28 protein-coding genes and 1 riboswitch are annotated in these 26,216 nt (G+C 67.2%); of the genes, 17 read left to right on the top strand and 11 right to left on the bottom strand.

Features of this window, described 5'->3' with window-relative positions; genetic code table 11:
• Positions 1-30 precede the first annotated feature (30 nt).
• Both ACF8O7_RS21025 and ACF8O7_RS21020 read left to right on the top strand, forming a co-directional pair.
• Entirely contained in the window at positions 31-1,041 is a 1,011-nt protein-coding gene (locus tag ACF8O7_RS21025) for a Bug family tripartite tricarboxylate transporter substrate binding protein (RefSeq protein WP_392444160.1), read from the top strand.
• 44 nt (positions 1,042-1,085) lie between these two features.
• The gene (locus tag ACF8O7_RS21020; protein ID WP_016445909.1) at positions 1,086-1,946 is read left to right on the top strand and encodes an oxaloacetate decarboxylase; all 861 of its coding nucleotides are present in this window, start codon (positions 1,086-1,088) and stop codon (positions 1,944-1,946) included.
• A 41-nt stretch (positions 1,947-1,987) separates the two neighbouring features.
• Here ACF8O7_RS21020 and ACF8O7_RS21015 read toward each other — a convergent pair whose 3' ends face one another.
• Positions 1,988-2,584: a TetR/AcrR family transcriptional regulator gene (locus tag ACF8O7_RS21015; protein WP_392444158.1), complete on the bottom strand. Its 597-nt coding sequence runs from the start codon at positions 2,582-2,584 to the stop codon at positions 1,988-1,990.
• 123 nt (positions 2,585-2,707) lie between these two features.
• Between ACF8O7_RS21015 and ACF8O7_RS21010 the strand changes: the two genes are divergently transcribed.
• Complete coding sequence (locus tag ACF8O7_RS21010) at positions 2,708-3,928, top strand: MFS transporter (protein ID WP_392444156.1); 1,221 nt, start codon at positions 2,708-2,710, stop codon at positions 3,926-3,928.
• A gap of 34 nt (positions 3,929-3,962) precedes the next feature.
• On the opposite strand, the gene ACF8O7_RS21005 is transcribed toward ACF8O7_RS21010, so the two are convergent.
• Positions 3,963-4,844 carry a LysR family transcriptional regulator gene (locus tag ACF8O7_RS21005; protein WP_016445906.1) on the bottom strand — a complete coding sequence of 294 codons (882 nt, stop codon included), beginning with the start codon at positions 4,842-4,844 and terminating at the stop codon, positions 3,963-3,965.
• A 113-nt stretch (positions 4,845-4,957) separates the two neighbouring features.
• Here ACF8O7_RS21005 and ACF8O7_RS21000 point away from each other — a divergent pair, with 113 nt between their 5' ends.
• Positions 4,958-6,502, top strand: coding sequence for an MFS transporter (locus ACF8O7_RS21000; RefSeq protein ID WP_154834401.1), 1,545 nt, complete (start codon positions 4,958-4,960; stop codon positions 6,500-6,502).
• A gap of 103 nt (positions 6,503-6,605) precedes the next feature.
• On the opposite strand, the gene ACF8O7_RS20995 is transcribed toward ACF8O7_RS21000, so the two are convergent.
• Both ACF8O7_RS20995 and xseA read right to left on the bottom strand, forming a co-directional pair.
• Entirely contained in the window at positions 6,606-7,187 is a 582-nt protein-coding gene (locus ACF8O7_RS20995; RefSeq protein ID WP_016445904.1) for a superoxide dismutase, read from the bottom strand.
• 318 nt (positions 7,188-7,505) lie between these two features.
• Positions 7,506-8,831: an exodeoxyribonuclease VII large subunit gene (xseA, locus tag ACF8O7_RS20990; RefSeq protein WP_392444154.1), complete on the bottom strand. Its 1,326-nt coding sequence runs from the start codon at positions 8,829-8,831 to the stop codon at positions 7,506-7,508.
• A gap of 395 nt (positions 8,832-9,226) precedes the next feature.
• On the opposite strand from xseA, the gene ACF8O7_RS20985 reads away from it, so the two are divergent.
• From ACF8O7_RS20985 to adk, 6 genes are all read left to right on the top strand, one after another.
• A complete protein-coding gene (locus tag ACF8O7_RS20985; protein WP_016445902.1) occupies positions 9,227-9,859 on the top strand; it encodes a MotA/TolQ/ExbB proton channel family protein in 633 nt (210 codons plus the stop codon).
• Positions 9,860-9,881: 22 nt separating this feature from the next.
• Entirely contained in the window at positions 9,882-10,307 is a 426-nt protein-coding gene (locus ACF8O7_RS20980; RefSeq protein WP_012205405.1) for a biopolymer transporter ExbD, read from the top strand.
• Between the two features lie 13 nt (positions 10,308-10,320).
• Complete coding sequence (lpxK, locus tag ACF8O7_RS20975; protein ID WP_392444152.1) at positions 10,321-11,337, top strand: tetraacyldisaccharide 4'-kinase; 1,017 nt, start codon at positions 10,321-10,323, stop codon at positions 11,335-11,337.
• A 64-nt stretch (positions 11,338-11,401) separates the two neighbouring features.
• The gene (locus ACF8O7_RS20970) at positions 11,402-11,584 is read left to right on the top strand and encodes a Trm112 family protein (RefSeq protein WP_016445900.1); all 183 of its coding nucleotides are present in this window, start codon (positions 11,402-11,404) and stop codon (positions 11,582-11,584) included.
• Positions 11,585-11,637: 53 nt separating this feature from the next.
• A complete protein-coding gene (gene kdsB / locus ACF8O7_RS20965; RefSeq protein WP_392444150.1) occupies positions 11,638-12,432 on the top strand; it encodes a 3-deoxy-manno-octulosonate cytidylyltransferase in 795 nt (264 codons plus the stop codon).
• Positions 12,433-12,688: 256 nt separating this feature from the next.
• Positions 12,689-13,345: an adenylate kinase gene (gene adk / locus ACF8O7_RS20960; RefSeq protein ID WP_016445898.1), complete on the top strand. Its 657-nt coding sequence runs from the start codon at positions 12,689-12,691 to the stop codon at positions 13,343-13,345.
• Between the two features lie 90 nt (positions 13,346-13,435).
• On the opposite strand, the gene ACF8O7_RS20955 is transcribed toward adk, so the two are convergent.
• Positions 13,436-14,425 carry an asparaginase gene (locus ACF8O7_RS20955; protein WP_392444149.1) on the bottom strand — a complete coding sequence of 330 codons (990 nt, stop codon included), beginning with the start codon at positions 14,423-14,425 and terminating at the stop codon, positions 13,436-13,438.
• A gap of 98 nt (positions 14,426-14,523) precedes the next feature.
• On the opposite strand from ACF8O7_RS20955, the gene lexA reads away from it, so the two are divergent.
• Together lexA and ACF8O7_RS20945 are read left to right on the top strand one after the other, a co-directional pair.
• Entirely contained in the window at positions 14,524-15,198 is a 675-nt protein-coding gene (lexA, locus tag ACF8O7_RS20950; protein WP_016445896.1) for a transcriptional repressor LexA, read from the top strand.
• A 162-nt stretch (positions 15,199-15,360) separates the two neighbouring features.
• Positions 15,361-15,768, top strand: coding sequence for a hypothetical protein (locus ACF8O7_RS20945; protein ID WP_016445895.1), 408 nt, complete (start codon positions 15,361-15,363; stop codon positions 15,766-15,768).
• Positions 15,769-15,851: 83 nt separating this feature from the next.
• Here ACF8O7_RS20945 and ACF8O7_RS20940 read toward each other — a convergent pair whose 3' ends face one another.
• Positions 15,852-17,033: an MFS transporter gene (locus ACF8O7_RS20940; RefSeq protein ID WP_016445894.1), complete on the bottom strand. Its 1,182-nt coding sequence runs from the start codon at positions 17,031-17,033 to the stop codon at positions 15,852-15,854.
• A 141-nt stretch (positions 17,034-17,174) separates the two neighbouring features.
• On the opposite strand from ACF8O7_RS20940, the gene ACF8O7_RS20935 reads away from it, so the two are divergent.
• From ACF8O7_RS20935 to ACF8O7_RS20925, 3 genes are all read left to right on the top strand, one after another.
• Positions 17,175-18,056 carry a helix-turn-helix transcriptional regulator gene (locus ACF8O7_RS20935; protein WP_047472432.1) on the top strand — a complete coding sequence of 294 codons (882 nt, stop codon included), beginning with the start codon at positions 17,175-17,177 and terminating at the stop codon, positions 18,054-18,056.
• Positions 18,057-18,213: 157 nt separating this feature from the next.
• Positions 18,214-18,690, top strand: a complete 477-nt coding sequence (locus ACF8O7_RS20930) for a sigma-70 family RNA polymerase sigma factor (protein WP_392444147.1) — start codon at positions 18,214-18,216, stop codon at positions 18,688-18,690.
• Between the two features lie 4 nt (positions 18,691-18,694).
• Positions 18,695-19,672, top strand: a complete 978-nt coding sequence (locus tag ACF8O7_RS20925) for a FecR domain-containing protein (protein WP_034363887.1) — start codon at positions 18,695-18,697, stop codon at positions 19,670-19,672.
• Positions 19,673-19,729: 57 nt separating this feature from the next.
• Here the strand turns inward: ACF8O7_RS20925 and ACF8O7_RS20920 are convergent, their stop codons facing one another.
• Together ACF8O7_RS20920 and crcB are read right to left on the bottom strand one after the other, a co-directional pair.
• Positions 19,730-20,281 carry an ATP-binding protein gene (locus tag ACF8O7_RS20920; RefSeq protein ID WP_046239633.1) on the bottom strand — a complete coding sequence of 184 codons (552 nt, stop codon included), beginning with the start codon at positions 20,279-20,281 and terminating at the stop codon, positions 19,730-19,732.
• Positions 20,282-20,459: 178 nt separating this feature from the next.
• The gene (gene crcB, locus ACF8O7_RS20915) at positions 20,460-20,846 is read right to left on the bottom strand and encodes a fluoride efflux transporter CrcB (protein WP_016445889.1); all 387 of its coding nucleotides are present in this window, start codon (positions 20,844-20,846) and stop codon (positions 20,460-20,462) included.
• A gap of 81 nt (positions 20,847-20,927) precedes the next feature.
• Positions 20,928-20,991, bottom strand: a riboswitch (Fluoride riboswitch).
• A gap of 167 nt (positions 20,992-21,158) precedes the next feature.
• Between crcB and ACF8O7_RS20910 the strand changes: the two genes are divergently transcribed.
• Both ACF8O7_RS20910 and ACF8O7_RS20905 read left to right on the top strand, forming a co-directional pair.
• Positions 21,159-21,803: a DUF4124 domain-containing protein gene (locus tag ACF8O7_RS20910; RefSeq protein WP_016453526.1), complete on the top strand. Its 645-nt coding sequence runs from the start codon at positions 21,159-21,161 to the stop codon at positions 21,801-21,803.
• 436 nt (positions 21,804-22,239) lie between these two features.
• Complete coding sequence (locus ACF8O7_RS20905; RefSeq protein WP_016445887.1) at positions 22,240-23,256, top strand: D-2-hydroxyacid dehydrogenase family protein; 1,017 nt, start codon at positions 22,240-22,242, stop codon at positions 23,254-23,256.
• A gap of 53 nt (positions 23,257-23,309) precedes the next feature.
• Here ACF8O7_RS20905 and ACF8O7_RS20900 read toward each other — a convergent pair whose 3' ends face one another.
• The 3 genes from ACF8O7_RS20900 to ACF8O7_RS20890 are packed head-to-tail and all read right to left on the bottom strand — an operon-like array spanning position 23,310 to position 26,195.
• Positions 23,310-24,125, bottom strand: coding sequence for a hypothetical protein (locus ACF8O7_RS20900; protein WP_017406251.1), 816 nt, complete (start codon positions 24,123-24,125; stop codon positions 23,310-23,312).
• A gap of 3 nt (positions 24,126-24,128) precedes the next feature.
• Entirely contained in the window at positions 24,129-24,560 is a 432-nt protein-coding gene (locus ACF8O7_RS20895) for a DNA polymerase III subunit chi (RefSeq protein WP_016445885.1), read from the bottom strand.
• Between the two features lie 45 nt (positions 24,561-24,605).
• Positions 24,606-26,195: a leucyl aminopeptidase gene (locus ACF8O7_RS20890; protein ID WP_392444144.1), complete on the bottom strand. Its 1,590-nt coding sequence runs from the start codon at positions 26,193-26,195 to the stop codon at positions 24,606-24,608.
• Positions 26,196-26,216: the final 21 nt, after the last annotated feature.

Here is a 26,216-nt window from a genome sequence, read left to right as displayed (position 1 = left end):
CACCATCGATCCCAACCGAGACAAGACACCATGAATACCCGCCGCAACACCCTCCGCCTGGGCATGGGCCTGGCCCTCAGCGCCATCGCCACCGCTGCCGCCCTGCTCGCCGCCCCCACCACCGCCGTGGCCCAGGGCGCAGATGCCTGGCCCTCGCGCCCCATCAAGCTCATCGTGCCCTATGCGGCCGGCGGCTTTGCCGATACGCGGGCCCGCAAGATCGCCGACAAGATAGGCCAGAGCCTGGGCCAGCCCATCGTGATCGACAACCGCGGCGGCGCGGGCGGCGTGACGGGCACGGATGCCATCGCCAAGGCCACGGACGGCCATACCTTCGGTTTCGGCTCGCCGGGTCCGCTGGTGACCAATCCCATGCTGATGAAAAAGCTGCCCTACAACGCCGCACGCGACCTGCAGCCCATCATCCTGATCGAAGAGGCGCCGCTGATCCTGACCACGGCGCCCAACCAGCCGTTCAAGACCGTGGCCGAACTGGTCGCGGCAGCCAAGGCCAAGCCCGGCACGCTGACCTATGGATCGTCGGGCGTGGGCGGTGCCCACCACCTGTCGGGCGAGCTGCTGGCCTTCCAGACGCGCACGGAACTGGTCCATGTGCCCTACAAGGGCGGCGCGCTGGCGGCCACCGACCTGATGGGCGGCCACCTGGCCTTCATGTTCGAGATGGGCTATGCGGCCCTGCCCGCCATCCAGGGCGACAAGGTCAAGGCGCTGGCCGTGTCCAGCAAGCAGCGACTGAAGGTGCTGCCCGGCGTGCCCACGTTGGATGAGGCGGGCATCAAGGGCTTCGAGTCATACAACTGGCTGGGCATGATCGCGCCGGCCAGCACGCCGCCGGCCGTGATCGAGCGCCTGAACAAGGCCGTGAACGAGGCCCTCAAGGACGCGGAGGTGCGCGCCATGATCGAGAACACGGGCGGCATGGTCATGGGCGGCACGCCCCAGGCCTACGGAAAGTTCATCGAGGCCGAGCGCGCCAAGTGGGGCCCGGTGATCAAGAACGCCAACATCACGCTGGACTGAGCGCCCACCCGCGCAGCACTTTTCCTCATCCGACAGAACCCTCCATGAACACCAAGCAACAACTCAAGGCCCTGGCCGAAGCGCGCCGCGGCGTGCTCGTGCCCGGCGCATTCAACGCACTGTCCGCGCGCGTCGTGGCCGATCTCGGCTTCGAGGCCATCTATGTGACCGGCGCCGGCGTGACCAATATGTGGTTCGGCCTGCCCGACCAGGCCTTCATGGGCCTGACCGACATCGCCGACCACACGGCCCGCATCCGCGACGCCGTGGATCTGCCGCTGATCGTCGATGCCGACACCGGCTTCGGCAACGCGCTCAACACCTACCATGCGGTGCGCACGCTGGAGCGCGCGGGCGCCGACTGCATCCAGATCGAGGACCAGATCAGCCCCAAGCGCTGCGGCCATTTCAATGGCAAGGAAGTGATTTCCACCGAGGAAATGCTGGGCAAGATCAAGGCCGCCGTGGACGCGCGCCGCGACCAGGGCACGCTGATCATGGCGCGCACCGATGCCTGCGCCACGCAGGGCTTCGAGGCTGCCGTCGAGCGCGCCCAGCGCTTTGCCGAGGCGGGAGCCGACATCCTCTTCGTGGAGGCCGTGACCCAGGCCGAAGAAATCCGCGCCCTGCCCCAGCGCCTGTCCACGCCGCAGCTGATGAACATGGTGATCGGAGGCAAGACGCCCATCACCGACGCGGGCGAGCTGGCAGACCTGGGCTATGGCCTGGTGCTGTATGCCAATGCTGCGCTGCAAGGCGCCGTGGCCGGCATGCAAAAGGCGCTGGGCCAGCTGCGCAACGAGCGCAGGGTGGACGAGAACCCCGCTGTGGTCGCCCCCTTTGCCGAGCGCCAGCGCCTGGTCAACAAGCCGTTCTGGGACGCGCTGGAAAAGAAGTACGAGTGAAGCACGAGCGAGGGCGGGCTGGCGCAGCACCGCTCAGCCGCTCAGCCCCTCGCCGACGCCTTCCACCCCTTGAGCGTCAACTCCAGCGCCTGCAGCGCCTGCTGCAGGCGTTCGGGGGGTGCCCCTTCCTCGGCAATCCAGAATGCCGACTCCACCAGGCAGCCATTGAGCAGGCGCGACATGGCCAGCGGATTGGCACGCACGATCACGCCGCGCTCCATGAGCTGCTCCAGGTAGCCGGCCACGAAGGCGATGCAGGCACGGTGCTGCTCGCCCTGGTCCGTGCCCGTCAGCACGGCGCGCGCATCCTGCAGCACGATGCGGCGTATCTCGCCCTCCTGCGCCATGGCCAGGTAGGCACGGCAGTAGGCCAGGAACCCCTCCCATGGATCTGCATGGTCGGCCAGCACCTGCTCAAGGCGCGCGTCCATTTCGGCATCCATCTGCGCCACCACGGCGGCCAGCAGGCCCGGCTTGCCGCCGAAATGGTGGTACAGCGCGCCGCGCGTCAGGCCGGCCTTGGCCGTCAGTTCGTCCATGGAGGCCTGGGCATAGCCCTGGCTGCCAAAGGCCTCGCGCGCAGCCTCGATGAGCTTGGCGCGTGTCTCCTCGATCATGCTGGCCCGGCTTTTGCGCATGGCGCACTCCATTCACATACAAAACGTATGCCAATGATACGGCGCGTCACGGGCAGCCCGTAGAATCGCTGACATACGCCGCGTATGTGATTGCAGCGGCCTGTCCGTTTTTCCGAGGTTTCCATGCTCCACGCCTACCGCCAGCTGTTCACCCGGCCCGGCACGGCCGCCTTTGTGCTGGCCGGTCTCCTGGCCCGCCTGCCCCTTTCCATGACGGGCATCGGCCTGATCACCATGCTGTCCCAGCAGCGCGGCGCCTACACGCTGGCCGGCGCGGTCGCTGCCTGCTTTGCGCTGTCCATCGCGGTGCTGGCGCCCCGCATCTCGGCCCTGGTGGACCGCCATGGCCAGCGCAAGGTCCTGCCCTGGGCAGCGGCCGTGAGTGCTGCCGCCATGTTTGCGCTGCTGGCCTGCGCGCATTGGCAGGGACCGGAGTGGCTGCTGCTGGTGCTGGCAGCGCTGGTGGGTGCCCTGCCCAGCATGCCGGCCATGGTGCGTGCGCGCTGGACCGTGCTGCTGCGCGGCACGCCACAACTGCAGACGGCCTATGCGCTGGAGGCCGTGCTGGACGATGTCTGCTTCATCGTCGGCCCGCCCCTGTCGGTCGGCCTGAGCATGGTGCTCTTCCCCGAGGCCGGGCCGCTGGCCGCCTCCTTGCTGCTGCTGGTGGGCGTGGCGCTGTTCGTGGCCCAGCGCCGTACAGAGCCACCCGTGGACACATCGCAGCGGCGCACGCGCCAGCAATCGCTGGCCCGCCATCCCGTGGTGCGCACGCTGGCGCTGTTCATGCTGGCCCAGGGCATCATCGTGGGCACCATCGACGTGGCCAGCGTGGCCTTTGCCACGCAGCAGGGCCAGCCGGCGGCGGCCAGCATCGTGCTCTCGTTCTATGCGCTGGGCTCCTGCGTGATGGGACTGGTGTTCGGCACGCTGCGCCTGAAGGCGCCGCTGCACCGCCAGATCGCCTGGGTGGGCGCCTCGGTCTGCATCACGGCCGTGCCCCTGCTGCTGGCCACCAATGTGTTCACGCTGACCCTGGCCGTGCTGCTGGCCGGCATTACCTTCGGCCCGACCATCACCGTGGCCATGGGCCTGGTGGAGCAGCAGGTGCCGACCCAGCGCCTGACCGAAGGCATGACCTGGCTGCTGACCGGCATTGCCATGGGCGTGGCCCTGGGCGCGGCCGCCGCCGGCTGGGCCACCGACCTGTGGGGCGCGCGCATCTCCTTCGTGGTGGCGCTGCTGGCCGGTGCTGTCATGTGGACCCTGGGCGTGCTGGCCGCACGCCAGGCACGAGCGAAAGAGAGCCCGCCTGCCGAAGACGCAGCCGCTGCCTGCACCTGAACACGGCCCCAACGCCCGCGCCAGCCCAGACCGCTCAGGCCGTGGCCATCAAGGCCAGCAGCTCGGCCAGGCGCTGGCGCATCCACAGCGCTTCGACCCCGGGCGCCAGCCCTTCCAGCCAGAGCATGCGCACGGTCAGCGGCGGCAGCGCCAGCCCCTCGCAGGCGCGTTGCCGCAGATGCGGGCGCAGATCGCCGAACTCGGCAATATTGACTGGCAGGATGGCCCAGCCCAGGCCGTCGGCCACCATGTCGGCAATCACATAGAAGCTGTTGGAGCGCCAGACGGCGGGACTGAGCACGGTGTCCTCCACGCCCTCGATGTGCATCAGCAACTGGCGGTGCGCGGCCAGCTGCCTGCGCGTCAAGGGCTCTGCGCCATCGAGCACATGGCCCTTGGCCACGCAAATGGTCTGCGGCACGCTGCCGATATGGCGCTGGGCACAGGTGGCCGGCGCAGGCGCTCGGTCGAACTGGAAGGCGACCTGGGCGCGCTGCGCCGCCACATGCTCGGCCACTTCGGAGGCCGTGCCGTTCAGCACGGTCAGCTCCATGGCCGGAAAGCGTGCCGCCAGCTCCTTGAACAGCTGGGCCAGCGGCACATAGGGCAATGCCTCGTCCAGCGCAACGGCCAGGCGCGCCTGCCCGCCTGCGGCCAGGGCGCGTGCGCGGTGGTCCATGGCCTGGGCCTGGTGCAGCAGGGACCGGGCCTCCAGCAGCATGACCTCGCCTGCGGCCGTGAGCCGCACATGGCGTCCCACACGGTCGAACAGCTCCAGCCCCAGATCGGCCTCCAGCAGGCCGATGGCCGTGCTCACGGCCGATTGCGCACGGCCCAGGCGGCGCGCAGCCTCGGTCATGGTGCCGGCCTCGGCCACCGCCACGAAATGCCTCAGTCTGTCCAGTGTCCATTCCATCTATCAATTTTATGGATTGAATCAAACTTTGATAAAGCATTTTATTGATGGAAACTGCCGCTTTCATCCAAAGGAAGCTCCGGCCCACAAGGCCAGGGGCAAACAGGTGCTTTATGGCGTTCACGACGCAAACCCGGGTCCCCGCTGCGGGGCATCCCTCCAAATCTCTGGCGGCCGACCCGCGCCGCTGGCTGGTGCTGGCCATCGTCTCGGTGGCGCTGCTGCTCATCGTCATCGACATGACGGTGCTCTACACGGCACTGCCGCGCCTCACGCATGACCTGGCGGCCACGGCCTCCGCCAAGCTGTGGATCGTCAATATCTATGCCCTGGTGGTTTCCGGCCTGCTGCTGGGCATGGGCACGCTGGGCGACAGGCTCGGCCACAAGCGGCTGTTCATGGCCGGGCTGTGCGTGTTCGGCCTGGCATCGCTGTGCGCGGCCTTTGCGCCCTCGCCCGCCCTGCTGATTGCGGCGCGCGCGCTGCTGGGCGTGGGCGCGGCCATGATGATGCCGGCCACGCTGTCCCTGATCCGCCTGAGCTTTGCCGATGAGCGCGAGCGCGCGCTGGCCATCGGCATCTGGGCCTCGGTGGCATCGGGCGGTGCGGCCTTCGGCCCCGTGGTAGGCGGGCTGCTGCTGGAGTATTTCTGGTGGGGCTCGGTGTTCCTGATCAACGTGCCCATCGTGCTGCTGGCCCTGCCCCTGGCCTGGTGGCTGATTCCCGCAGGCGGCGCCACCTCGCAGCGGCCCTGGGACTTTGTGGGCTCGCTGCAGGTCATGGCAGGCCTGGTGGCAAGCACCTACGCGATCAAGGAGGCTGGCAAGCAATCGCCCGACTGGGCCCTGGCCGCCGTGGTCCTGGTGCTGGGCCTGGGCTTTCTTGCCCTGTTCGTGCGGCGCCAGCGGCGCAGCAGCGACCCGCTGCTGGACTTCGCCCTGTTCCGCAACCCGGCCTTTGCCACGGCCGTGGCCTCGGCCCTGGTGGCAGCGGCAGCGCTGATCGGCATGGAACTGGTCTTCAGCCAGCGCCTGCAACTGGTGCAGGGCCTGTCTCCGCTGCAGGCGGGCCTGGCCGTGCTGCCGCTGCCGCTGGCCGCCTTTGTTGCCGGCCCCGTCGCAGGCCACTGGCTGCCGCGAGTGGGTGGGGCCCGCATGCTGCCGGCCTCCCTGTTGCTGTCGGGCCTGGGCATGGGCGGCTACCTGCTGGTCCATGACATGGGCTGGTGGCCGCAGGCGGCAGCGCTGGCCCTGCTGGGCCTGGGCATAGGCGCGGCCATGACCACGGCGTCGAGCACCATCATGCAAAGCGCTCCCGCAGACCGTGCAGGCATGGCGGCTTCGGTCGAGGAGGTGTCATACGAGCTGGGCGGCGCCCTGGGCGTGACGCTGATGGGCAGCCTGCTGTCGGCCGTGTACGCAGGCTCTTTGCGCCTGCCTGAGGGGCTGGGCCTGGCCCTGCCCGATTCCGTGCGCGACAGCCTGGACGAAGCCCTGCTGGCCGCCGAACAGCTGAGGCCTCAGGCCGCGCACCAGTTGACCGAACTGGCACGCACGGCCTTCGGCCAGGGTTTCAGCGCCGTGATCGCCGGCGCCACGCTGCTGCTGGTGTGCACGGCGCTGTGGACGGGGTGGCGGCTGCGCGGTCAGCGCCGCTGAACGGCGGCACCCCGGCCTCAGCCAGAAAGCCAAAAAGCCCCTTTCGGGGCTTTTTGGGCGCTGCGTGCACGTTGCGCGTGCACATTGCTGGCAGCTGCTTCGATCAGGCGAAGTTCTGCTCGGCAAACTTCCAGTTCACCAGCTTGTCGAGGAAGGTCTCGACGAACTTGGGACGCAGGTTGCGGTAGTCGATGTAGTAGGCGTGTTCCCAGACGTCCACGGTCAGCAGGGCCTTGTCTTGCGTGGTCAGGGGCGTGCCGGCGGCGCCGGTGTTGACGATGTCCACCGAACCGTCGGCCTTCTTCACCAGCCAGGTCCAGCCGGAGCCGAAGTTGCCCACGGCCGACTTCACGAAGGCTTCCTTGAAGGCGGCATAGCTGCCCCACTTCTTGTTGATGGCGTCAGCCAGGGCGCCGGTGGGCTCGCCGCCACCGTTGGGGGCCATGCAGTTCCAGAAGAAGGTGTGGTTCCAGATCTGGGCTGCGTTGTTGTAGATGCCGCCGGAAGACTTCTTGACGATCTCTTCCAGGGTCATGCTTTCGAATTCGGTGCCCTTTTGCAGATTGTTCAGGTTCACCACATAGGCGTTGTGGTGCTTGCCATGGTGGTACTCCAGCGTTTCCTGGCTGTAGTGGGGCGCCAGCGCGTCAATCGCATAGGGCAGAGGGGGCAAGGTATGTTCCATGGTGTTTCCTTCGTGGTTGAAATCTTTTAGGACGGGCCAGCACCTGTTGCGCAGAGCGCATGCAGCGCCTGCCGTGACCGTCGCGCGGGGCCTGCATTGCGCGCATTGCTGCGAGCCCTGGCCCTCACGCACCCGAACGGGCATTGTAGGAACAAGTTCGTGACCCTGCGGCGAAAGCGCGCTCCAAATCGGCCATCTTGGCCCGCTGCCGCGAGGGTGGATGTGAATTGACCGCAATCCGGCCAATCGGCCTACACGGATACCGCCTGCCGCCCGCCACTCCCTGCACGCCGAACGCTGCACACAGCGGGCCGCAGTTCAGAGCAGGCGCGGCTGCGTCACCACCAGGTCCAGGCTGCCGTCCGCCAGTTGCGCCTGCAGCGCCGTGCCCGGTAGCGCACGGCGCGCCTCGGTCACGGGATGGCCCTCGGTATCGGTGAGCAGGGCATAGCCGCGCTGCAGCACCAGGCGCGGGTCCAGCAGTTGCAGGCGAAGCTCCATGCGCGCCAGGTGGTCCGCGCGCCTGTCCAGGCCGCGGCGCATGCCCGCAGGCAGCTGCGCCTGCAGGCCCTGCCCCGCGTGGTCCATGCGCTGCAGCCTCAACTGCATGGCATGGCGCAGGCGCTGCGCCTGGCGGCTGAGCTGCAGCCGGCTGCGCGCCAGCTGTTCGCTGGGCCGGCCCAGGCGCTGCGACGCCAGGTCAAGGCGCTGCTGCTGGCGGTCCAGCAGCCGTTGCACCCCGTCCTCCAGCCGGCCCTGCATGAGCTGCAGCGCACCCAGCCAGACTTCGCGCGGTTGGCTCACCAACTCTGCCGCCGCCGTGGGCGTGGGCGCGCGCAGGTCGGCGCAGAAGTCGGCAATGGTGAAGTCGGTCTCGTGCCCCACGCCGCTGATCAGCGGCACCGGGCTTTGCACGATGGTGCGGGCCAGGCGCTCGTCATTGAAGGCCCAGAGGTCTTCGATGGAGCCGCCGCCGCGCACCAGCAAGATGGTGTCGATGTGCGGCGCGCCGGCCACCGATCCCGCGCCTTCCTGCGCCAGCCCATAAAGCCTTTGCAGCGCGTCGATCAGCGAGGCCGGTGCCTGCGCGCCCTGCACCAGGGCCGGCACCAGCACCACGGGGATGTGGGGCACGCGGCGGCGCAGCGCGGTGATCACGTCGTGCAGCGCGGCAGCCCCCGGCGAAGTCACCACGCCAATGCCGCGCGGCAGCGGCGGCAGGCTGCGCTTGCGCGCCGCATCGAAGAGGCCTTCGGCCTCCAGCTGCGCCTTCAGCCGCAGGAACTGCTCGAACAGTGCGCCCTGGCCTGCACGCTGCATGCTTTCGACGACCAGTTGCAGATCACCGCGCTGCTCGTAGACACCCAGCCGGCCCCGCAACTCGACCAGCTCGCCATCGCGCGGCGAAAAGTCCATGAGCTGGGCCGCGCGCCGGAACATGGCGCAGCGGATCTGCCCGCCGGCGTCCTTGATGCTGAAGTAGCAATGGCCGCTGGCCGCGCGCGAGAAGCCGCTGATCTCGCCGCGCACCGCCACCGGATTGAAGCGCGCCTGCAAGGCATCGCTCACGGCGCGGCACAGCGCGCCGACTTCCCAGACCAGCGGCGCCGCTGCTGGATTCATTGCGCCAAATGCACCGCTCATGCGGGCTCCCGGTCAGCATGCAGTGCAACATTCTCCACAGGCCGGCAGATGCAGCCTTGAAGAGGCACTTTGGCGATGATTTGCACAAGCAATCTCAAGAATACCTCGCAAGCATTTGATTAATAAGAGATTTTTTACTGAAACAAAGAATTCACATTTGTCACAGTGGTCATTCGCCGTCGCCGCCGCATCTGCGCAGGCAGCTTGATAACAAAGTTATCCACAGAAAATTGTGCTATATGAGCAAGCCCGAGGCCAGAAACCGGGACACCGCCCGTTGCCTGGATGCTGCGCCCGGTCACAGTTTTAGGCCGATCGCGCAGCCGGGACGCCTGGACCGGCCACATGGCTGGGCCATAATCGTCGGCTGCAGTTAAACGCGGGGGGAAAACAACTTGCTGTCGATCATACAAGCCGCAGGCTGGCCGATCTGGCCACTGATTGCCTGCTCCATCCTGGCTCTGGCCCTGGTCTTTGAACGCTTCGTGGCGCTGAAAACAGCCCGTGTTGCGCCGCCTGCCCTGTTGGGCGAGGCGATTTCCGTGTCCTCGCGCGGCCTGCCCAGTCAGGAAGTCGTGCAGCAACTGGCACAGAACTCCACGCTGGGCGAGGTCCTGGCCAGCGGGCTGCGCGCACTGCAGGCCCATCCGGACAGCAGCGAGGAAGAGCTGCGCGCGTCCATGGAAGGCGCCGGCCGCGCCGCCGCCCACACGCTGGAAAAGCACCTGAGCGCGCTGGCCACCATCGCCTCTGCCGCCCCTTTGCTGGGCCTGCTGGGCACGGTGATCGGCATGATCGAGATCTTCGGCTCGCAAGGCGGCGCATCGGCCACCGGCGGCAGCAACCCCGCCCAGCTGGCGGCCGGCATCTCCATCGCCCTGTACAACACGGCCTTCGGCCTGATCGTCGCCATTCCGGCCCTGATCTTCTGGCGCTACTTCCGCGCCCGCGTCGACGGCTATCTGCTGGGCATGGAGCTGGCTTCCGAACAGTTCGTGCGCCACCTCACCCGCGTCGGCGGCAAGTGAACCAGCACGCGAGAGACCTGACATGAACTTCCGTCCCCGCCGCCGTGACGAGCCCGAGATCAACCTGATCCCGTTCATCGACGTGCTGCTGGTGGTGCTGATCTTTCTGATGCTGTCCACCACCTACAGCAAGTTCACCGAGCTGCAGCTGACCCTTCCGGTGGCCGACGTCGAGCAGCAGCGCGACCGGCCCCGCGAAATCATCGTCGCCATCGCAGCCGATGGCCGCTATGCCATCAACAAGACCGCCGTGGAAGACCGCAGCGTCACCGGCCTGACCCAGGCGCTGGCCGCAGCGGCCGTCGCCGGCAAGGACAGCGTGGTCATCATCAGCGCCGATGCCACTGCGCCGCACCAGTCCGTGGTATCGGTGATGGAAGCCTCGCGCCGCGCCGGACTGTCCCAGATCACCTTCGCCACGCAGACCTCGGCCAGCGCCGGGCGCTGAAGTCAAGGCCGCCATGCCCCGGACTGGTCCTGCGCCCTCAGCCCGGGGGCTTCGCGCGGCCTGGCGCCGCCGCGGTCCGCTGGCCTGCGCGCTCCTTCCCCTGTCCCTGCTGTACCGTGCCCTGCTGGGCCTGCATCGGCTGCCATATGCACTGGGCTTCAGGCGTGGGGGCCAGGCCGGCATTCCGGTCATCGTCGTCGGCAACGTGATTGCGGGCGGCGCCGGAAAGACCCCCGTCACGCTCGCCCTGGCCCGCCATCTGCGCGATGGCGGCTGGAGTCCCGGCATCGTCTCGCGCGGCTATGGTCGCAGCACGGACGACTGCCGCGAAGCCCGTCCTGACAGCGCCCCCGCCGACGTGGGTGACGAGCCCGCGCTGCTGGCGCGTGCCAGCGGCGTGCCGGTCTTCGTGGCCCGCAAGCGCATCGAGGCCGTCCAGGCCCTGCGCGCCCGCCACCCGCAGGTGGATGTGGTCATCAGCGACGACGGCCTGCAGCACCTGGCCCTGGCCCGCGACATCGAGCTGTGCGTCTTCAATGACGACGGCATCGGCAACGGCTGGCTGCTGCCGGCCGGCCCGCTGCGCGAGCCCTGGCCGCGCCCCGTCACCGCCGTGCTGCATGCAGGCGCAGCCCCCGACACCGATGCCCCCGCGTTTGCCATGCAGCGCCAGCTGTCCAGCGAAGCCGTCAATGCCCAAGGCGAGCGCATCGCACTGTCCGCCCTGCGTGCGCAGCCCGTGGAGGCCGTGGCGGCAGTGGCCCGGCCCGAAGGCTTTTTCTCCATGCTGACCCGCGAGCAAGGCCTGACGCTGGAGCATGTCCAGGCGCTGCCGGATCACTATAATTTTGAGAGCTTCCAGCGCCTGGGGCGCAACGAAGACCCGCTGGTCTGCACCGAAAAAGATGCCGTCAAGCTGTGGCGCACCCATCCCCAGGCCTGGGCGGTTGCGCTGCAATTGCAGCTGCCGGCGGATTTCTGGGCGCTGCTGGATGAGCGGCTGCAGGCACTGCGCCCCTGCCCCGCCTGACTATCATCTCCGTCTCGGCTGGCTGCCACGGCCCGCCCTTTCCCTTCAAAACACAGGATCCGCCATGGACGCCAAACTTCTCGAACTGCTGGTCTGCCCCGTCACCAAAGGCCCGCTGCGCTTTGACCGCGAGCACCAGGAACTGGTCTCGCGCAGCGCGCGCCTGGCCTACCCGGTGCGCGACGGCATTCCCGTGCTGCTGGAAACCGAGGCCCGCACGCTGGACGACGACGAGATCGAGGACTGATTTTTCCCATCACCTGCGCCGCCCCACGCCTTCGCCTCACTCCTGCACGCACCATGTCCTCCGCGCCCTTCACGGTTCTGATTCCCGCCCGCCTGTCTTCCAGCCGCCTGCCGGGCAAGCCCCTGGCCGACATTGCAGGGCTTCCCATGGTCGTGCGCGTGGCACAGCGCGCCAGCCGCAGCGGCGCCGCACGGTGCGTGGTCGCAGCCGATGACGAAAGCATCCTCGCCGCCTGTGCCGCGCATGGCGTGGCGGCCGTGCTCACGTGCAACGACCATGCCAGCGGCAGCGACCGACTGGCCGAGGCCTGCGCGCTGCTGGGTCTCGATGGCGATGACATCGTGGTCAATGTCCAGGGCGACGAGCCGCTGATCGCCCCCGAACTCATCGACGCCGTGGCCGCCCTGCTGCCCCGGCAACCTTCGGCCAGCATGGGAACAGCGGCGCATGCCATTGACAGCCTTGCCGACTTCGTCAACCCGAACGTGGTCAAGGTCGTCTGCGATGCCCAGGGCATGGCCCACTATTTCAGCCGTGCGCCCATTCCCTTCGCACGCGAGCATGCGGACCAGGCATGGTGGGAGACGGCATCGGCAGCGTTGGGCCACCCCGGCTTCGCACCGCTGCGCCACATCGGCATCTACAGCTATCGCGCCGGCTTCCTGCGCAGCTTCCCCCAGCTTTCCCAGGCACCCACCGAGGCACTGGAGGCCCTGGAGCAGTTGCGTGCGCTGTGGCACGGCCACCGCATCGCCGTCCATGTCACACCCCATGCACCCGGCCCTGGCGTGGACACGCGCGAGGATCTGGAGCGGGTGCGCGCCCAGCTGTCCAACCCGCCGGCCTGAATCGGCCGGCCGCTGAAAACGCACAAATGGCGATGCCGGGCATCGCCATTTGCAGCAACACCGCCCATGCGGTTTTGTCGGACAGCAAAACGCAGGTTTTGGCGATTGCACAGGCGACAGTTTTGCCCCGTGCGTGTAAGCCAGTGTTGGCCCTGTGCGTGCTATCCTTGCCCGCGACAAAAATATGACGCATGGACTGTCCGCCCCGGTGGGCCGATCCGGCAGACAAGAATTTCTACTCTCCTCAAGGACTTCCATGAAACTGATTTTGTTGGGCGCACCCGGCGCCGGCAAAGGCACGCAAGCCGCTTTCATCTGCCAGAAGTACGGCATTCCCCAGATCTCCACCGGTGACATGCTGCGTGCCGCCGTCAAGGCCGGCACGCCCCTGGGCCAGCAGGCCAAGGCCGTGATGGACGCCGGCCAACTGGTCAGCGACGACCTGATCATCAATCTGGTCAAGGAGCGCATTGCCCAGCCCGATTGCGCCAACGGCTTCCTGTTCGACGGATTTCCCCGCACCATTCCCCAGGCCGACGCCATGAAGGCCGCCGGCGTGAAGCTGGACTACGTGCTCGAGATCGATGTGCCCTTCGATGCCATCATCGAGCGCATGAGCGGCCGCCGCTCCCACCCCGCTTCGGGCCGCACCTACCACGTCACGTTCAACCCGCCCAAGGTCGAAGGCCTGGACGACGTGACCGGCGAGCCGCTGGTGCAGCGCGAGGACGACAAGGAAGAAACGGTCAAGAAGCGCCTGGACGTCTACAGCAGCCAGACCCGCCCACTGGTGGACTACTACCGCGCCTGGGCCGAGAAGGAAGCCGCAGCAGCCCCCAAGTACCGCGCCATCAGCGGCCTGGGCTCGGTGGAAGACATCACCCAGCGCGCCCTGGCAGCACTGGCTGAATGACGCAGGCCATGCGCCAGACCCCAGAAAAGCACCCGCCGGGTGCTTTTTTGTTGCCCGCCTGCATCTGAAGCGCCGGCGACGCCCGGAGGATCAGTCGCGCGGCTGCGCGGCCAGCGCCAGCATCATGGCAATCCGCGCCTTGGCCACGGGCAGTTGGACCAGATCGGCCTCTGCGGGGTCCGTGCCAAGCCCCGAGGCAACGGGCAGGCCTTCGGCGCAGCGCGTGCCCCGCCAGATCCAGACGCCTTTGTCGCGCGCACGCAGCAAGGCCGCTTCCATGCTTTCGTGAACGGTCGCATTGCCCGTGCCGGCCACCACGATGCCGCGCACGCCTGCGGCCACCAGCGCATCCACGCCGCAGGCTCGCGCCAGGGCACTGCTGAACACCACCTCGACCCAGGGCAGCTCATCCAGCGCCAGCAGGTCAGACAGCGCGGGAGCGGAAATCACCATCCGCGCAACGGGGGCGACCGGCGTGACCGGCGCATCAGGCACCAGCCAGCGCACGCGTCCTTCCTCCACCACGGCCTGCGGGCCACCTTCCATGGAGCGCATGGCCTGCAGTCGGTAAGGGTGGACTTTTTGCACCTGGGCCGCCGCATGCACTTCGCCGCCGGCCACCACCCACACACCGCTGCGCCCGCCGCTGGCGGCCACGGTCACGGCATCGCGCAGATTCTGCGGTCCGTCGGCCAGCAGGGCCGTGGCCGGGCGCATGGCGCAAGTGAGCACGATGGGCTTGGTGGCAGGCAGCAGGCTGTGCAGCAGCCAGGCCGTCTCTTCCAGCGTGTCCGTTCCATGCGTGATCACCACGGCGCGTGTGTCCGCATCCTCCAGCGCCTGCGTGCAGGCACGCAGCAACGCGCGCCACACGGGCCAGTCCATATCCTTGCTGTCCACCTGCGCGATCTGCTGCGTCTGCACAGGCCCCAGCGCCTGCTGCTCCAGATCCGGCACGGCATCGAGCAGCGACTGCACCGTGATCTGTCCGGCCTTGTATCCCACTGCCTGCGACTGCGAATCCGCCCGGCCGGCGATGGTGCCGCCCGTGCCAAGAATCACCAACTTTGACTGCCCCACTTGCACCTCTTGGAAAACTGGTTAAAAATACAGATACTGTATAAATCATCAGATGACTTCTCTGCCTGTCATCTGAATTCAAGGACCGGACGCACGCCATGCTCGACCATCCCAAGCTCACCGCCCGCCAGCAACAGATCCTGGACCTGATCCAGGCCGCCATCTCCCGCACGGGCGCGCCCCCCACCCGCGCGGAAATCGCCAACACGCTGGGCTTCAAGTCCGCCAACGCAGCAGAGGAACATCTGCAGGCCCTGGCCCGCAAAGGCGTGATCGAACTGGTCAGCGGCACCTCCCGCGGCATTCGCCTGCGTACCGACACCGTGCGCAACATCAATGCCGCACGCGGCACCAGCTTCGGGCTGCCGCTGTCGGCCCTGGCGCCGCTGATGCTGCCGCTGGTGGGCCGCGTTGCGGCGGGCTCGCCCATTCTCGCCCAGGAACATATCGACCAGACCTATTCCGTCGAACCCAGCCTGTTCCAGGTCCGCCCGGACTATCTGCTGCGCGTGCGCGGCATGTCCATGCGCGACGCGGGCATCATGGACGGCGATCTGCTGGCCGTGCAGTCCGCGCATGAAGCCCGCAACGGGCAGATCGTCGTGGCACGCCTGGGAGATGAAGTCACCGTCAAGCGCCTGCGCCGCACCACGCAGGGCGTGGAGCTCCTGCCGGAAAACCCCGATTACCCGGTGATCCGCGTCGCTCCCGAAGAGGCCTTTGCCATTGAAGGCCTGGCCGTGGGGCTGATCCGCAACAGCATGTCCATGTAAGCCGGACGGGCAGCCCTGCACGGGTTGCCACCCCCTATTTCATGCACCGCCCAGGTGGTAGGCGCGAAGCCTTGCAGCTTCGCCCTTGGCGGAGCTTTGCCCGCAAACCGCAATCCTGCCTGTGTCCATGCCTCTTTGAAATACGCCAACAGGAGTCGTCACATGGGATTCGCTCTGCCAACACTGTCTTCTCTGTCCTTCCTGCGCCTGGCACAGGGCATTCGCCTGCCCGCCGCCGCCATGGAGCCCGCCATGCGCACCATCCAGCCCGAATCGCCTGTGCAATCCGAGCAGGCGACCATCCTGTCCTTCAGCAAGGCACGCCGCCGCAGCCAGCAGCGGCGCAGCAAGTCAGCACGGCTGCCAGAACACAGGGATGCGCAGCTGCTGCTGCCCCTGCAACCCGAACTGCCCTCCCTTCCGGCAGATCAGGCCCTGCCTTCGGGTCTGCGCATCATCCAGCGCTCGCCGCAGGAGCAGCCCGAATGCCTGTTCATCTCGGGCCGCATGGCCGATGTCTGTGCCGCCCTGGAACGCATGGAAGCGCACGGCGCGCAGACACCGGCCTGAGGTCGCCCTGAGACCAACCCGTCCACCCGGTCTGCGAGAGCCCGGGCCTGTCTCTTGCCTTGCCCAGCGGCAGGGGCTGCGCATCAGGCCCTGACAGCCGCCGGTGCAGCACTTCCCTCGCTGCGCCGATTGCGCATGCACCACGCCTGCGCCGCGGCAACGCACAGAATGCACAGCACGACGCTCAACGAAAAACGCAGTCCGCGCGCATCGGACAGCATGCCGAACAACGGCGCCACCATGCCACCCATCGACATGGCCAGCCCCAGGGTCAGCCCGCTGGCCGTGGCCTGGTTGCGCGGCAGATAGTCCTGGGCCAGCGTGACCTGGGCGGCAAACGGAAGAAACATGCACACGCCCAGGGCCATGGTGCAGGCCAGCGCCATCCATGGCGTGGAGGCCAGGGCCAGGGCCGCCAGAGCAGGCAATGCCAGCAGGTAGCCGGCGCGGATGGCCTGCATGCGCCCCCGGCGATCTGCAAGCGTGCCCCCCAGCAAAGTACCCACCGCCGCAGCGGCTGTGAATGAGGTCAGCGTGGCCGCTCCCATGAAGTCCGAGCCGCCCAGCTCGCGCGTCACGAACATGGGCAGGGTGGACAGCACCGTCACATAGGGAATCGACCAGCAGACGATGACCCCGCACAGCAGGAAGAAGGCGCGCCAGTGGTTGGCGGGCAATTCGCCCTGCGCCACGGCCGGGCGCCGGGTGGCGCAATGGTCCTTGGCTCCATCCCGCCAAGTACAGGCATACCAGAGCACCAGCATGGCCGCTGCAGGCAGGGCCAGCATCCAGCTGCGGTGCAAGGCGCCTGCGCCCACCACGGCCGCAGCCAGCATGGGAGCGAACGATGCTCCCGCCGTTCCGCCCACCGAAAACACGCTCATCGCCTTCTGCGAGCTGCCGCCCGCCATGCGGGCCGCCACCGTTGCGGACGGATGGTAGGCCGCGATCCCCAGGCCGCACAGCACGGCAGCCAACCAGCTGACCCAGTAGTCCGGGCTCATGCCCACCAGGGCCAGGCCCAGGGCGGCCACCACAAAGCCGGCCGGCACCATCCAGGGCCGTGGCGACCGGTCGGCATACAGGCCGAACAGCGGCTGGACCATGCTCGACAGGCCCGTGGCCGCCAGCATCAGGCCGCTGGCTTCCGTATAGCTGTAGCCGCGCTCCAGCACCATGAAGGGCAACAGCGCAGGAACCAGTCCCTGGTAGAGGTCGTTGATGGCATGCGTGCCCGTAAGCAGCCCCAGACGTGCGCGGTTCATGCCCTGCCTCCTGTCACGTCCGTCATTCTCGAAAGGGAAATCATCTCCATACCTGCCACTTTCCTGCGGATTGAAAGTGGGTCATCGTAGGAAGTGCATGATCTGCATTCCTGCTACGAAGCAACAACAATCGTCGAGAAAATGACAACCCGGCAAAGTGGCCCACTTTCCCATGCCCGCACCCGCGCCTGCCTGGATGACGTGCCTGCGGCCGCTCCATTGCCCCCGCACGGCGAGCACACGGCCCGCCCGGTCGTGGCCTTTGCCACAGACATGGCGGCCGGCGCTGCCATCGCACCGCATGCCCACCGCCGCGGCCAGCTGCTGCATGCCACCGAGGGAGTGATGCTGATCCGCGCGGATTCGGGCAGTTGGGTCGTCCCCCCGGGATGCGCCGTCTGGGTTCCACCACAGGCCCTGCACGCCATCCACATGGCCGCCGGCCCCGTGGCCATGCGCACCGTGTTCGTGGAGCCGGGGCTGCGGCCCGGCCTGTGGCAAGACTGCCGAGTGATGCAGGTCACGCCCCTGCTGCGCGAACTCGTGCTGGAGGCCATCGAGCTGCCCATGGACTACCCGCTGGGCGGCAGGGAGGAGCGTGTCATGCAGTTGATCCTCGACGAAATGGAGCGCGCCCGCGCCCTGTCCTTGCACGTGCCCATGCCCCGGCATGGCGCCCTGGCCGCCTGCTGCCGCAGCTTTGTGGACGACCCATCGCAGGACGCCGGCCTGGCCAGTTGGGCACAGCGGCTGCACATGCATCCCCGCACGCTGGCACGCCTGTTCCTGCGCGAGACCGGCATGAACTTCGGCGCATGGTGCCGCCAGGCCCGTCTTCTGCTCAGCCTGCCCCGGCTGGCCGCTGGCGCCTCGGTCCTGGAAGTGGCGCTCTCCCATGGATACGACAGTCCCAGCGCCTTCACCGCCGTCTTCCGGCGCAGCTTTGGCGCTCCGCCCAGCGCCTACCAGCGCAATCGCCCGGCGCAGGGCCGGCGTGGAAGTTCCGCCAGCATCTCCCTGTAGCGCACATGCAACAGAAAGATACCCAGTCCTCAGGAGTAAAGCCTGCGTGAAAGATAATTGATAAGCATTCTTATTATCTTTTGCAACCGAGACCGCCACGTTGCCCATCTCGGCTTCTACGCCCGGCCTCCCCGCTTCTTTCGCACAAGCCCTCTCCGTGCACAGCCTCTACCAGAATCACCATCCCTGGCTGGAAAGCCTGCTGCGCAAGCGCCTGGGCAACCGTGACGATGCGGCCGACCTGGCCCAGGACACCTTCGTGCGCCTGCTGCGCTCGCCAGTGCCGCAGCAGGACATCCGCGAGCCCAGGCGCTACCTGGCCACCATCGCCCGCGGCCTGGTCACCGACCTGTTTCGCCGCCGCACGCTGGAGCAGTCCTATCTGAACTATCTTGCACAGCTGCCGCAGTCGCTGGCGCCTTCGCCCGAGGAGCAGGCCATCGTCCAGCAGACCCTGCTCGACGTGGACCGCATGCTCCAGGGCCTTGCACCCAAGGTGCGCGAAGCCTTCGTCCTGTCCCATTTCGAGGAACTGAGCTACCCCGAGATCGCCGAGCGCCTGGGCGTGTCGCTGCGCACCGTCAGCAACTACCTGACCCGGGCGATGGAGCATTGCTGCCTGGTCCTGGCATAGCCACATGGGCGAGGGATCTTTGGAAAGCAACGACCGACGGGCCTTGCATGAGGCCGCTGCCTGGCACGTGAAACTGCGCGGCACCGCGGTGACGCCAAGCCTGCAGCAGGCATGGACGGACTGGCACGAGGCCGACCCCGCCCACCAGCGCGCCTGGCTGCGCGTGCAATCCGTCACCGCACAGCTGTCGCATCTGCCCGCACCCTTGGCGCGCCAGGCGCTGGGCCGCCGCTCCGACCCCAATCGCCGTTCTGCGGTGCGTGCTGTGGCCCTTGGTCTGGGCAGTGGTGCCACGGCCTGGCTCGCCTGGAAAGGCGCGCCGCTCGAGCACTGGCAGGCAGCTCATCGCACCGCCACTGGCGAGCGCCGCGACCTGACGCTGCCCGACGGCTCCCTGGTGGCCCTGGATACAGCCACCTCCGTGGACGTGGCTTTCGACGACCGCCAGCGCCTGCTGCGCCTTTACCGCGGCCGCATCCTCGTCGCCACCGGGCCAGACGCACTGGGCCGCCCCTTCAGTGTGCAAACCCCGCAAGGCCATGTACTGGCCCTGGGAACGCGCTTCACGGTCCATGTCGCGGACGACGGCCTGTGCCATGTCAACGTGCAGGAAAAGACCGTGCGCCTGCAGCCCCTGGACAGCGAAGCCACCCCCACCGAGCTGCAGGCCGGGCAACACGCCGCCTTCTCGGCCAGCGCCGCCCAGCCACCCGCGTCTGCCGATCCCTTTGCCGCCAGCTGGCACGAAGGCGGACTGATCGCGCTGGACATGCCGCTGGGCCAGCTGATCGACGCCCTCGCCCGCTACCGGCCCGGCTACCTGGGCTGCACGCCCGAGGTGGCAGGCCTGCGTGTCTCGGGCGCCTTTCCCGTGGACGACACCGATCGCGCCCTGGCCGCGCTCGTCAGCCGCTTCCCCTTGCAGTTGAGCACCCGTACACGCTATTGGGTGCAAGTGCAGGCACGGTCTGGCGGGGATTGAGTAGGCGATCTAGGAGGCGTTCCAGTGGGCGAGCCGGCGGCCGCACGGCCTTTGCGGTCAGGCCCGCACATACGGGTGATGCACCACGTCGAAGCCCTCCTGTGCGCAAGGCGCGACAAAGTAGCTGGTGATCAGGTCGAACTGCTCATCGCTGGCCTGAAAGGGATGATCCCCCGCCGCATTGCGCGCACGCAGGCGCTGCTTGCAGACCTCATCGGGCACATCCAGGAAATGCAGGCGGTGGGAGGCACCCACCCTCTCGAACACGCTGCGCGCCCAACCTCTGCCTTCCAGCGTGTTGGCAGGAAAGTCCAGCACCACTGAAACGCCGGCATCCAGCAGCGCCTGCACATGCGCCCCCATCAATCCCTTGAGCCGCGCGCTGCAGCGCACATAGTCGGCCACCGACTGCATCTCGCCAGGATACAAACCGGCCAGCCAGGAATCCTCGCTGACCAGCACCGTGCCGGGCTGCGCCGCCAGTTGCCGTGCCAGCGTCGACTTGCCCGAGCCGATCTTGCCGCAGACCATGTGCAGCGTGGCCGGCCGCGCAGCGCGGGAATCGGCCTGGGCGTCGTCCGCATGGCGGGACGGTTCGAAAACCTGCATATCCATCTCCTGAAAGGCTTGTGAAAACCCTGGAGGCGGAATGAAAAAACCCGCCTCCTCTGGGCGGGTTGCATGGCGCCGAAGGCCGCTGGCTAACCCACCATCCAATGGATGGTGCGAATAATCTGCGTTGCGTTCAGGCGGGCCATGGCGCACAGCATAGCGCAATCAGGGCGCCTCAATGGGCCACCATCCGCACCAGCCCCAGCCCCGCAAACAGCGCGGCAACGCCCAGCACCAGCGAACCCAGCGCATACAGCACGGAAGCGAGCCAGTCGCCGCGCTCGTACAGCATGCCGATCTCCAGTGCGTAGGTCGAAAACGTGGTGAAGCCGCCCAGAATGCCCGTGGTGATGAACAGCCTCGCACTCTGCGGCAGCGAAGTCTTGAGCGCAAACCACTCCACCACCACCCCCATCACGAAAGCGCCCAGCACATTGATCGCCAAGGTGCCCAGCGGATAGGCACTGCCCACCAGCCGCAGTGCAAGCAGGTTCGAGCCATGCCGTAGCGCGGAGCCGAGGCCGCCGCCCACGAACACCAAAATGAAACCGTAGATACCCATGACCGTCCTTTCATCAAACAACCGGGACGGGCGCGCCGGGCAGGATCAAGACACGGCCCTACCACCGGCAGGACACGCCCCACCAAGGCAGGAGCCATCAGCCCCTTGCAGGGCGGTTTCGGGAAGCTCCATTCCCATCGTGCAGCCAGTGCTGCGGTGGTCGAGTTTACTCCGGGCAAGCGAACACAGGCAGCCATCCCCTGGCGGCAATACCGACCCTGCATCCCTTGCAGCGGCCTATTGGAATAACTTAACCTCAACCGATTCACCGTACCGGGATACCATCACTCCCATTCATTCACCGAGATGCATATGCGCCTATTGACTCTGACAATCGTTGCGACATTTCTGGCTTTACCTGCCGCCGCCCAGGTCTATCAATGCAAGGATGTTTCTGGAAAACTGATTTTTTCAGACAGCCCCTGCAGCAGCGACCAATCCGGCGCACTGATACAGCGCAAAAAATCGGACGATGAAATCTACCGCGAACGGGCCGAGGCCGCGGAGGCCAATGAGCGAAAGCAGCAGCGCCAGATGAACGAAATGCAGCAGCGCCAGATCGAGAGCCAGCAGCGCGTCATCGAACAGCAGGCCCGCAAGGCGAATGCTCCTGCGCCGGAGCAGCTCGGCGCATCCTCCCAGTGCAAGGAGGCGCGCAAGGAGCTGGAATTCGTATCCAGCATTCGCACCCTTTCCCTGGATGAAAAACGGATACGCACCAATGCAGCAATCACCAGCGTCAATGCTGCATGCGGCTCCAATACGCCGCTGATGCAGGAACCACCGAAGCCGGTTTTCACACCGCGGGCGGCCCAGCCTGTTCCTCTATCCAGTTGCAATGGTGCACTTTGCTACGACAGCAATGGCGGAATCTACAACCGCAACGGCCAATTCATCAGTGACAGTCAAGGGCGGAGCTGCCGAATACTGGGTGGAACCATGATTGAGTGCGACTGAGCGCGGTCCATCACACTCTCGGCCTTCACCGGCTTCGCCGGCAGGTGGCAACCCCCAAGTCCCGTCCGACCAGGGGTCCGCAAGGCGTTGCAGGGTGTAATTCGCTGATACAGCTGCGCGGGCGACAGAGCGTGCCAGTGAGCGGCTTCACCTGCCAGGGCTTGCTGGCATCTGCGCGGCTTGTGTAACCATGGCTGCGCGATCTGGCGCGGGCCGAAGCCTTCAGCCTCAAGCCCGGGGCTGCTTGAACGACAATGTGACCGTCGGGCCTCGGGGCCCTGGCTGCGCAAGCGTCACACAATAGTCAGGCAGGCCGGTTCAGGTAGGCGTTGATGATGCCCAGGGCAAAGCGCAAAAGCGGATCAGAACATTTGCCGACAACCTCTTGCGCGGCAACCCGGAGATAAATCAAAGGCTTATGAGAGATTCACAGGCAATGAACATCATCATTCTTGACGACTACCAGGACGCCGTACGCAAGTTGGACTGTGCGCGGCTGCTGGAGCCGTTCAACGCCAAGGTCTTCACCAATACCGTCAAGGGTGTGGGCCAGCTGTCGGTGCGGTTGCGCGATGCGGACATCATCGTGCTGATCCGCGAACGCACGCAGATCAGCCGGCAGTTGCTGGAAAAACTCCCGCGCCTGAAGCTGATCGCGCAGACCGGCAAGGCCGGCGCCCATATCGACGTGCAGGCCTGCACCGACCAGGGCGTTGCGATTGCCGAGGGCGTGGGCTCGCCCATCGCACCGGCCGAGCTGACCTGGTCGCTGATCATGGCGGCCACGCGGCGGCTGCCGCAGTACATCGCCAACCTCAAGCACGGCGCATGGCAGCAATCGGGGTTCAAGGCGGCATCCATGCCCGCCAATTTCGGGCTGGGCAGCGTGCTGCACGGGCGCACGCTGGGCATCTGGGGGTATGGCCGCATTGGCAGGCTGGTGGCCCACTATGGCCATGCCTTCGGCATGAAGGTTCTGGTCTGGGGCAGTGAGTCCTCGCGCCAGAAGGCCCAGGCCGACGGCTTTTCGGCCGCTGCTTCGCGCGAGGATTTCTTTGCCGAATCCGATGTGCTGTCCATGCATCTTCGCCTGCATGAGGCCACACGCGGCATCGTCACCGCCCAGGATCTGGCGCGCATGAGACCCACAGCCCTGTTCGTGAACACCTCGCGCGCCGAACTGGTGGAGGCCGATGCGCTGCTGGGCGCGCTCAACCGTGGCCGCCCCGGCCTGGCGGCCGTGGATGTCTTCGAGAGCGAGCCCATTCTCCAGGGCCACGCACTGCTGCGGCTGGAGAACTGCATCTGCACGCCGCACATCGGCTATGTGGAGCAAGACAGCTATGAGCTGTATTTCCGCGCCGCCTTCGACAATGTGGTGAACTTCGCTGCAGGCCAGCCCAGCAACATCCTCAATCCCGAGGTGTTCTCAGGCCCGGCACGCGCAGGCTGAAGGCCGGGTCAGGCGGGCACCTCTCACCCTTCACCCGCCTACCCGATCACGGATCAACGCCCCCCGCCCTGTACAGCATCGCCGCGTGCGGCACTCGCCCGGTGGGCCAGTTCGTCGGCCACGGCCTCGTAGACGGCTTGGCGCACCACCGACTCCACCTCTTCGCGCAGGCGCACGACGATGGATCGCGTCTGCTGCTGCACCACCGTGGCGATGGCATCGCGCAGGCGCTGGTCCAGCACCAGGTCCACGCGCTGCATGAGGCGATGGACCAGATACTCCTCGGTGACCTGCTGCGCGTGGCTGTCCCAGATGGACTCCATGGTGGGCAATGCACAGGCGGGTGATGCCCCAGGTGCTCCAGGTGCCGCAGATGCCGGATCCGGCTCGACCCCTTGCGTGGCAGCGTCGGCCTGCACCACCGGCGCGGCAGGAATAACGTCCTCGATCGGTGCGGCCGGGGCCACCTCTGGCACATCGGCCGGTTCGGCAACTTCGGCCACTTCGAGCAGACGGCTCTCCTGGGCCAGCTGCATTTCCACGGACGGCGCACTGGGCGGCAGATAGTCGGAATGCACGGGCTGCACTGCAGGCCGCGGGCCCTGTCCAGGCGGCGCAGGCTCGGCGACCATGGACCGCTGGGGTTGCAGATCCAGGGGCAGCGGCGGCAGGGACGCGGGCATGGAAACCAGGCCGCGGCGTGGCGCAAGCATGCCTTCGCTCGCCCAGGAATCGGTCTCGCCGCTGTGCGGCAGTTCGGAAGCAGCGACAGCGGGCGGTTCTGCCACCGGCGACTGCACTGCATCGACCGGCACGACATCGGTGAGCGTGGGAACAAAGCGTGGCGGGGTTTTGGAGGGAGCACTCATGGCTTACTCCTTGAGGACCAGGTCATGGCGCTTGATGGAAATCCCCTGCGCCACGTAATGCTTCCAGCGCTGCCGGGCCAGATGCCGGTCTTCCTCATCGGTGGCAGACACCACTTCAACGACACGCGCAAAGCGCTCGAATCCTTCTGGCACATCGCCGCCCAGATTCACCAGCATGTCGTGGTGCGGCGCGCTGTCCAGCCGCTCCAGCAGCACGATGGGCGAGAAGGCCACAATGCCGGCCCCATCGCCTTCGACGGCGTGGGCAAGAAAATCGGTGGGCGAGACACTCCAGAGCCTGGGCGACAAGGCCTTGAGCGACGCGGAAGATCCCAGCACCACCAGTTGCGTGCGATGCCGCAGTGCCTTGCGCGCAAGACGGCACACATAGGCCAGCTTGTCAGGCGCGTTGAAATGGAACGCCACTTCAGTCAAGCGACGCTCCTTTCGCGCAGGCCCGTGCGGATGGGGACGATGCCATCAGGCCTGCTCCGGCTGGACTGCAGCGGCTGCCTTGCGGCGGCTGGCAGAGCCGGCCTTGGGCGCCGCAACCGACTTGGGCGCGCCGGCCCTGGATGGCGCCTTGCCGGCATCGACGCAGGCCAGCAGGTAGTGCAGCAGCAGGCCCACGGGGCGGCCCGTGCCGCCCTTGGCGGCGCCGCTCTTCCAGGCCGTGCCGGCGATGTCCAGATGAGCCCAGGGAATGTCTCCCACGAAGCGCTGCAGGAACTTGGCCGCCGTGACCGCACCACCTGCGCGGCCTGCCACATTGCCCATGTCGGCGAAATTGCTCTTGAGGCCTTCGCCATACTCCTCGTCCAGCGGCATGCGCCAGCACGGGTCGAGCGCGGCATCGCCCGCCTGCTCCAGCGCACGGGCCAGCTCGTCGCTGGGCGAGAACATGCCGCTGCGCAGCCCGCCCAGGGCGATGACGCAGGCACCGGTCAGCGTGGCGATGTCCACCATGGCGCGGGGCTTGAAGCGGGCGGCGTAGGTCAGCGCATCGCAGAGCACGAGGCGGCCTTCGGCATCGGTGTTGAGGATTTCTATGGTCTGGCCACTCATGCTGGTGACCACGTCGCCCGGCTTGACGGCTGCGCCTCCGGGCATGTTCTCGGAGGCCGGAATGAGCCCGACCACGTTGATGGCCGGCTGCAGCTGGGCCAGCGCCTGGAACACGCCCAGCACGCTGGCGGCACCGCCCATGTCGAACTTCATCTCGTCCATTTCGGCGGCAGGCTTGAGCGAGATGCCGCCGGTATCGAAGGTAATGCCCTTGCCCACCAGCACCACGGGCGCGGCGCCCTTGGCGCCGCCGTTGTAGTGCAGCTCGATGAAGCGCAGCGGCTGCTCCGACCCCTGGGCCACGGCCATGAAGGCGCCCATGCCGAGCTTGGCGACTTCGGCGGGGCCGTGGATCTTGCAGCTGATGCCGGGCAGCTTGGCCAGGGCACGGGCTGCGTCGGCCAGCAGCATGGGAGTGGCGTGGTTGGCCGGGCGATTGGCCCATTCGCGCGCCAGGGCCATGCCTTCGGCCTGGGCCACGGCGATCTTGAAAGCGGCGGCGATGCCGCCCTTGTCCCCGCTCTTGTCGCCGGACTTGCCGGACGCGGCACTGGCGCCCGTCGCCGCGATCACCAGCTTCTTGAGCGCCACAGGCTTGGCCTGGGGCTTGGTGTGGGTATAGCTGTAGCAGGCATCGGCCGCTGCCACCACCGCTGCTGCAACAGCGCCACCCGTGGCCTCGAAGCCGAAGCACAGCACGGCCTTGCCAACGCCGCTTGCCTTGAGGGCCGAGCCTGCGCCTGCCACGGCCTGGCGCACGTCGCGGGCCGAGCCGCTGCCCGCGCCCAGCAGCACGACGCGGCGGGCGGCCACGGCCGGCAGGCCGTACAGTGCCAACTGCTTGCCGGCTGCCGTTTCGAAATCTCCGGCCTTGACCGCGTGAGCGACCAGGGTGGACAGCGCGTCGCTGCCCGTGGCCGTGGCTTCGGTCACCAGCACCAACAACAGGTCACACTTTTCACGTACTGCAGCGGCAGTCGTCAACGGCTTCAGTTCAAAGTTCATAATCGGCGTTTTCCTTTCAGC

It is taken from the genome of Delftia sp. WSY_16, from assembly GCF_043104415.1.
Classification (GTDB): Bacteria; Pseudomonadota; Gammaproteobacteria; order Burkholderiales; family Burkholderiaceae_C; genus Comamonas; species Comamonas tsuruhatensis.
The sequence above is the reverse complement of the archived record's forward strand: the minus strand, read 5'-3'. Positions and strand labels throughout refer to the sequence as shown.

Bases quoted from the DNA above. Each gene is read 5' to 3' on its own strand.
- adk (WP_016445898.1), top strand. From the start codon at position 12,689: ATGAAACTGATTTTGTTGGGCGCACCCGGCGCCGGCAAAGGCACGCAA.
- ACF8O7_RS21000 (WP_154834401.1), top strand. From the start codon at position 4,958: ATGGCGTTCACGACGCAAACCCGGGTCCCCGCTGCGGGGCATCCCTCC.
- ACF8O7_RS20945 (WP_016445895.1), top strand. From the start codon at position 15,361: ATGGGATTCGCTCTGCCAACACTGTCTTCTCTGTCCTTCCTGCGCCTG.
- ACF8O7_RS20935 (WP_047472432.1), top strand. From the start codon at position 17,175: ATGACAACCCGGCAAAGTGGCCCACTTTCCCATGCCCGCACCCGCGCC.
- ACF8O7_RS20925 (WP_034363887.1), top strand. From the start codon at position 18,695: ATGGGCGAGGGATCTTTGGAAAGCAACGACCGACGGGCCTTGCATGAG.
- ACF8O7_RS21005 (WP_016445906.1), bottom strand. From the start codon at position 4,844: ATGGAATGGACACTGGACAGACTGAGGCATTTCGTGGCGGTGGCCGAG.
- ACF8O7_RS21015 (WP_392444158.1), bottom strand. From the start codon at position 2,584: ATGCGCAAAAGCCGGGCCAGCATGATCGAGGAGACACGCGCCAAGCTC.
- ACF8O7_RS21025 (WP_392444160.1), top strand. From the start codon at position 31: ATGAATACCCGCCGCAACACCCTCCGCCTGGGCATGGGCCTGGCCCTC.
- kdsB (WP_392444150.1), top strand. From the start codon at position 11,638: ATGTCCTCCGCGCCCTTCACGGTTCTGATTCCCGCCCGCCTGTCTTCC.
- lpxK (WP_392444152.1), top strand. From the start codon at position 10,321: ATGCCCCGGACTGGTCCTGCGCCCTCAGCCCGGGGGCTTCGCGCGGCC.
- ACF8O7_RS21010 (WP_392444156.1), top strand. From the start codon at position 2,708: ATGCTCCACGCCTACCGCCAGCTGTTCACCCGGCCCGGCACGGCCGCC.
- ACF8O7_RS20920 (WP_046239633.1), bottom strand. From the start codon at position 20,281: ATGCAGGTTTTCGAACCGTCCCGCCATGCGGACGACGCCCAGGCCGAT.
- ACF8O7_RS20890 (WP_392444144.1), bottom strand. From the start codon at position 26,195: ATGAACTTTGAACTGAAGCCGTTGACGACTGCCGCTGCAGTACGTGAA.
- ACF8O7_RS20970 (WP_016445900.1), top strand. From the start codon at position 11,402: ATGGACGCCAAACTTCTCGAACTGCTGGTCTGCCCCGTCACCAAAGGC.
- lexA (WP_016445896.1), top strand. From the start codon at position 14,524: ATGCTCGACCATCCCAAGCTCACCGCCCGCCAGCAACAGATCCTGGAC.
- ACF8O7_RS20900 (WP_017406251.1), bottom strand. From the start codon at position 24,125: ATGAGTGCTCCCTCCAAAACCCCGCCACGCTTTGTTCCCACGCTCACC.
- ACF8O7_RS20910 (WP_016453526.1), top strand. From the start codon at position 21,159: ATGCGCCTATTGACTCTGACAATCGTTGCGACATTTCTGGCTTTACCT.
- crcB (WP_016445889.1), bottom strand. From the start codon at position 20,846: ATGGGTATCTACGGTTTCATTTTGGTGTTCGTGGGCGGCGGCCTCGGC.
- xseA (WP_392444154.1), bottom strand. From the start codon at position 8,831: ATGAGCGGTGCATTTGGCGCAATGAATCCAGCAGCGGCGCCGCTGGTC.
- ACF8O7_RS20980 (WP_012205405.1), top strand. From the start codon at position 9,882: ATGAACTTCCGTCCCCGCCGCCGTGACGAGCCCGAGATCAACCTGATC.
- ACF8O7_RS20905 (WP_016445887.1), top strand. From the start codon at position 22,240: ATGAACATCATCATTCTTGACGACTACCAGGACGCCGTACGCAAGTTG.
- ACF8O7_RS20995 (WP_016445904.1), bottom strand. From the start codon at position 7,187: ATGGAACATACCTTGCCCCCTCTGCCCTATGCGATTGACGCGCTGGCG.
- ACF8O7_RS20940 (WP_016445894.1), bottom strand. From the start codon at position 17,033: ATGAACCGCGCACGTCTGGGGCTGCTTACGGGCACGCATGCCATCAAC.
- ACF8O7_RS21020 (WP_016445909.1), top strand. From the start codon at position 1,086: ATGAACACCAAGCAACAACTCAAGGCCCTGGCCGAAGCGCGCCGCGGC.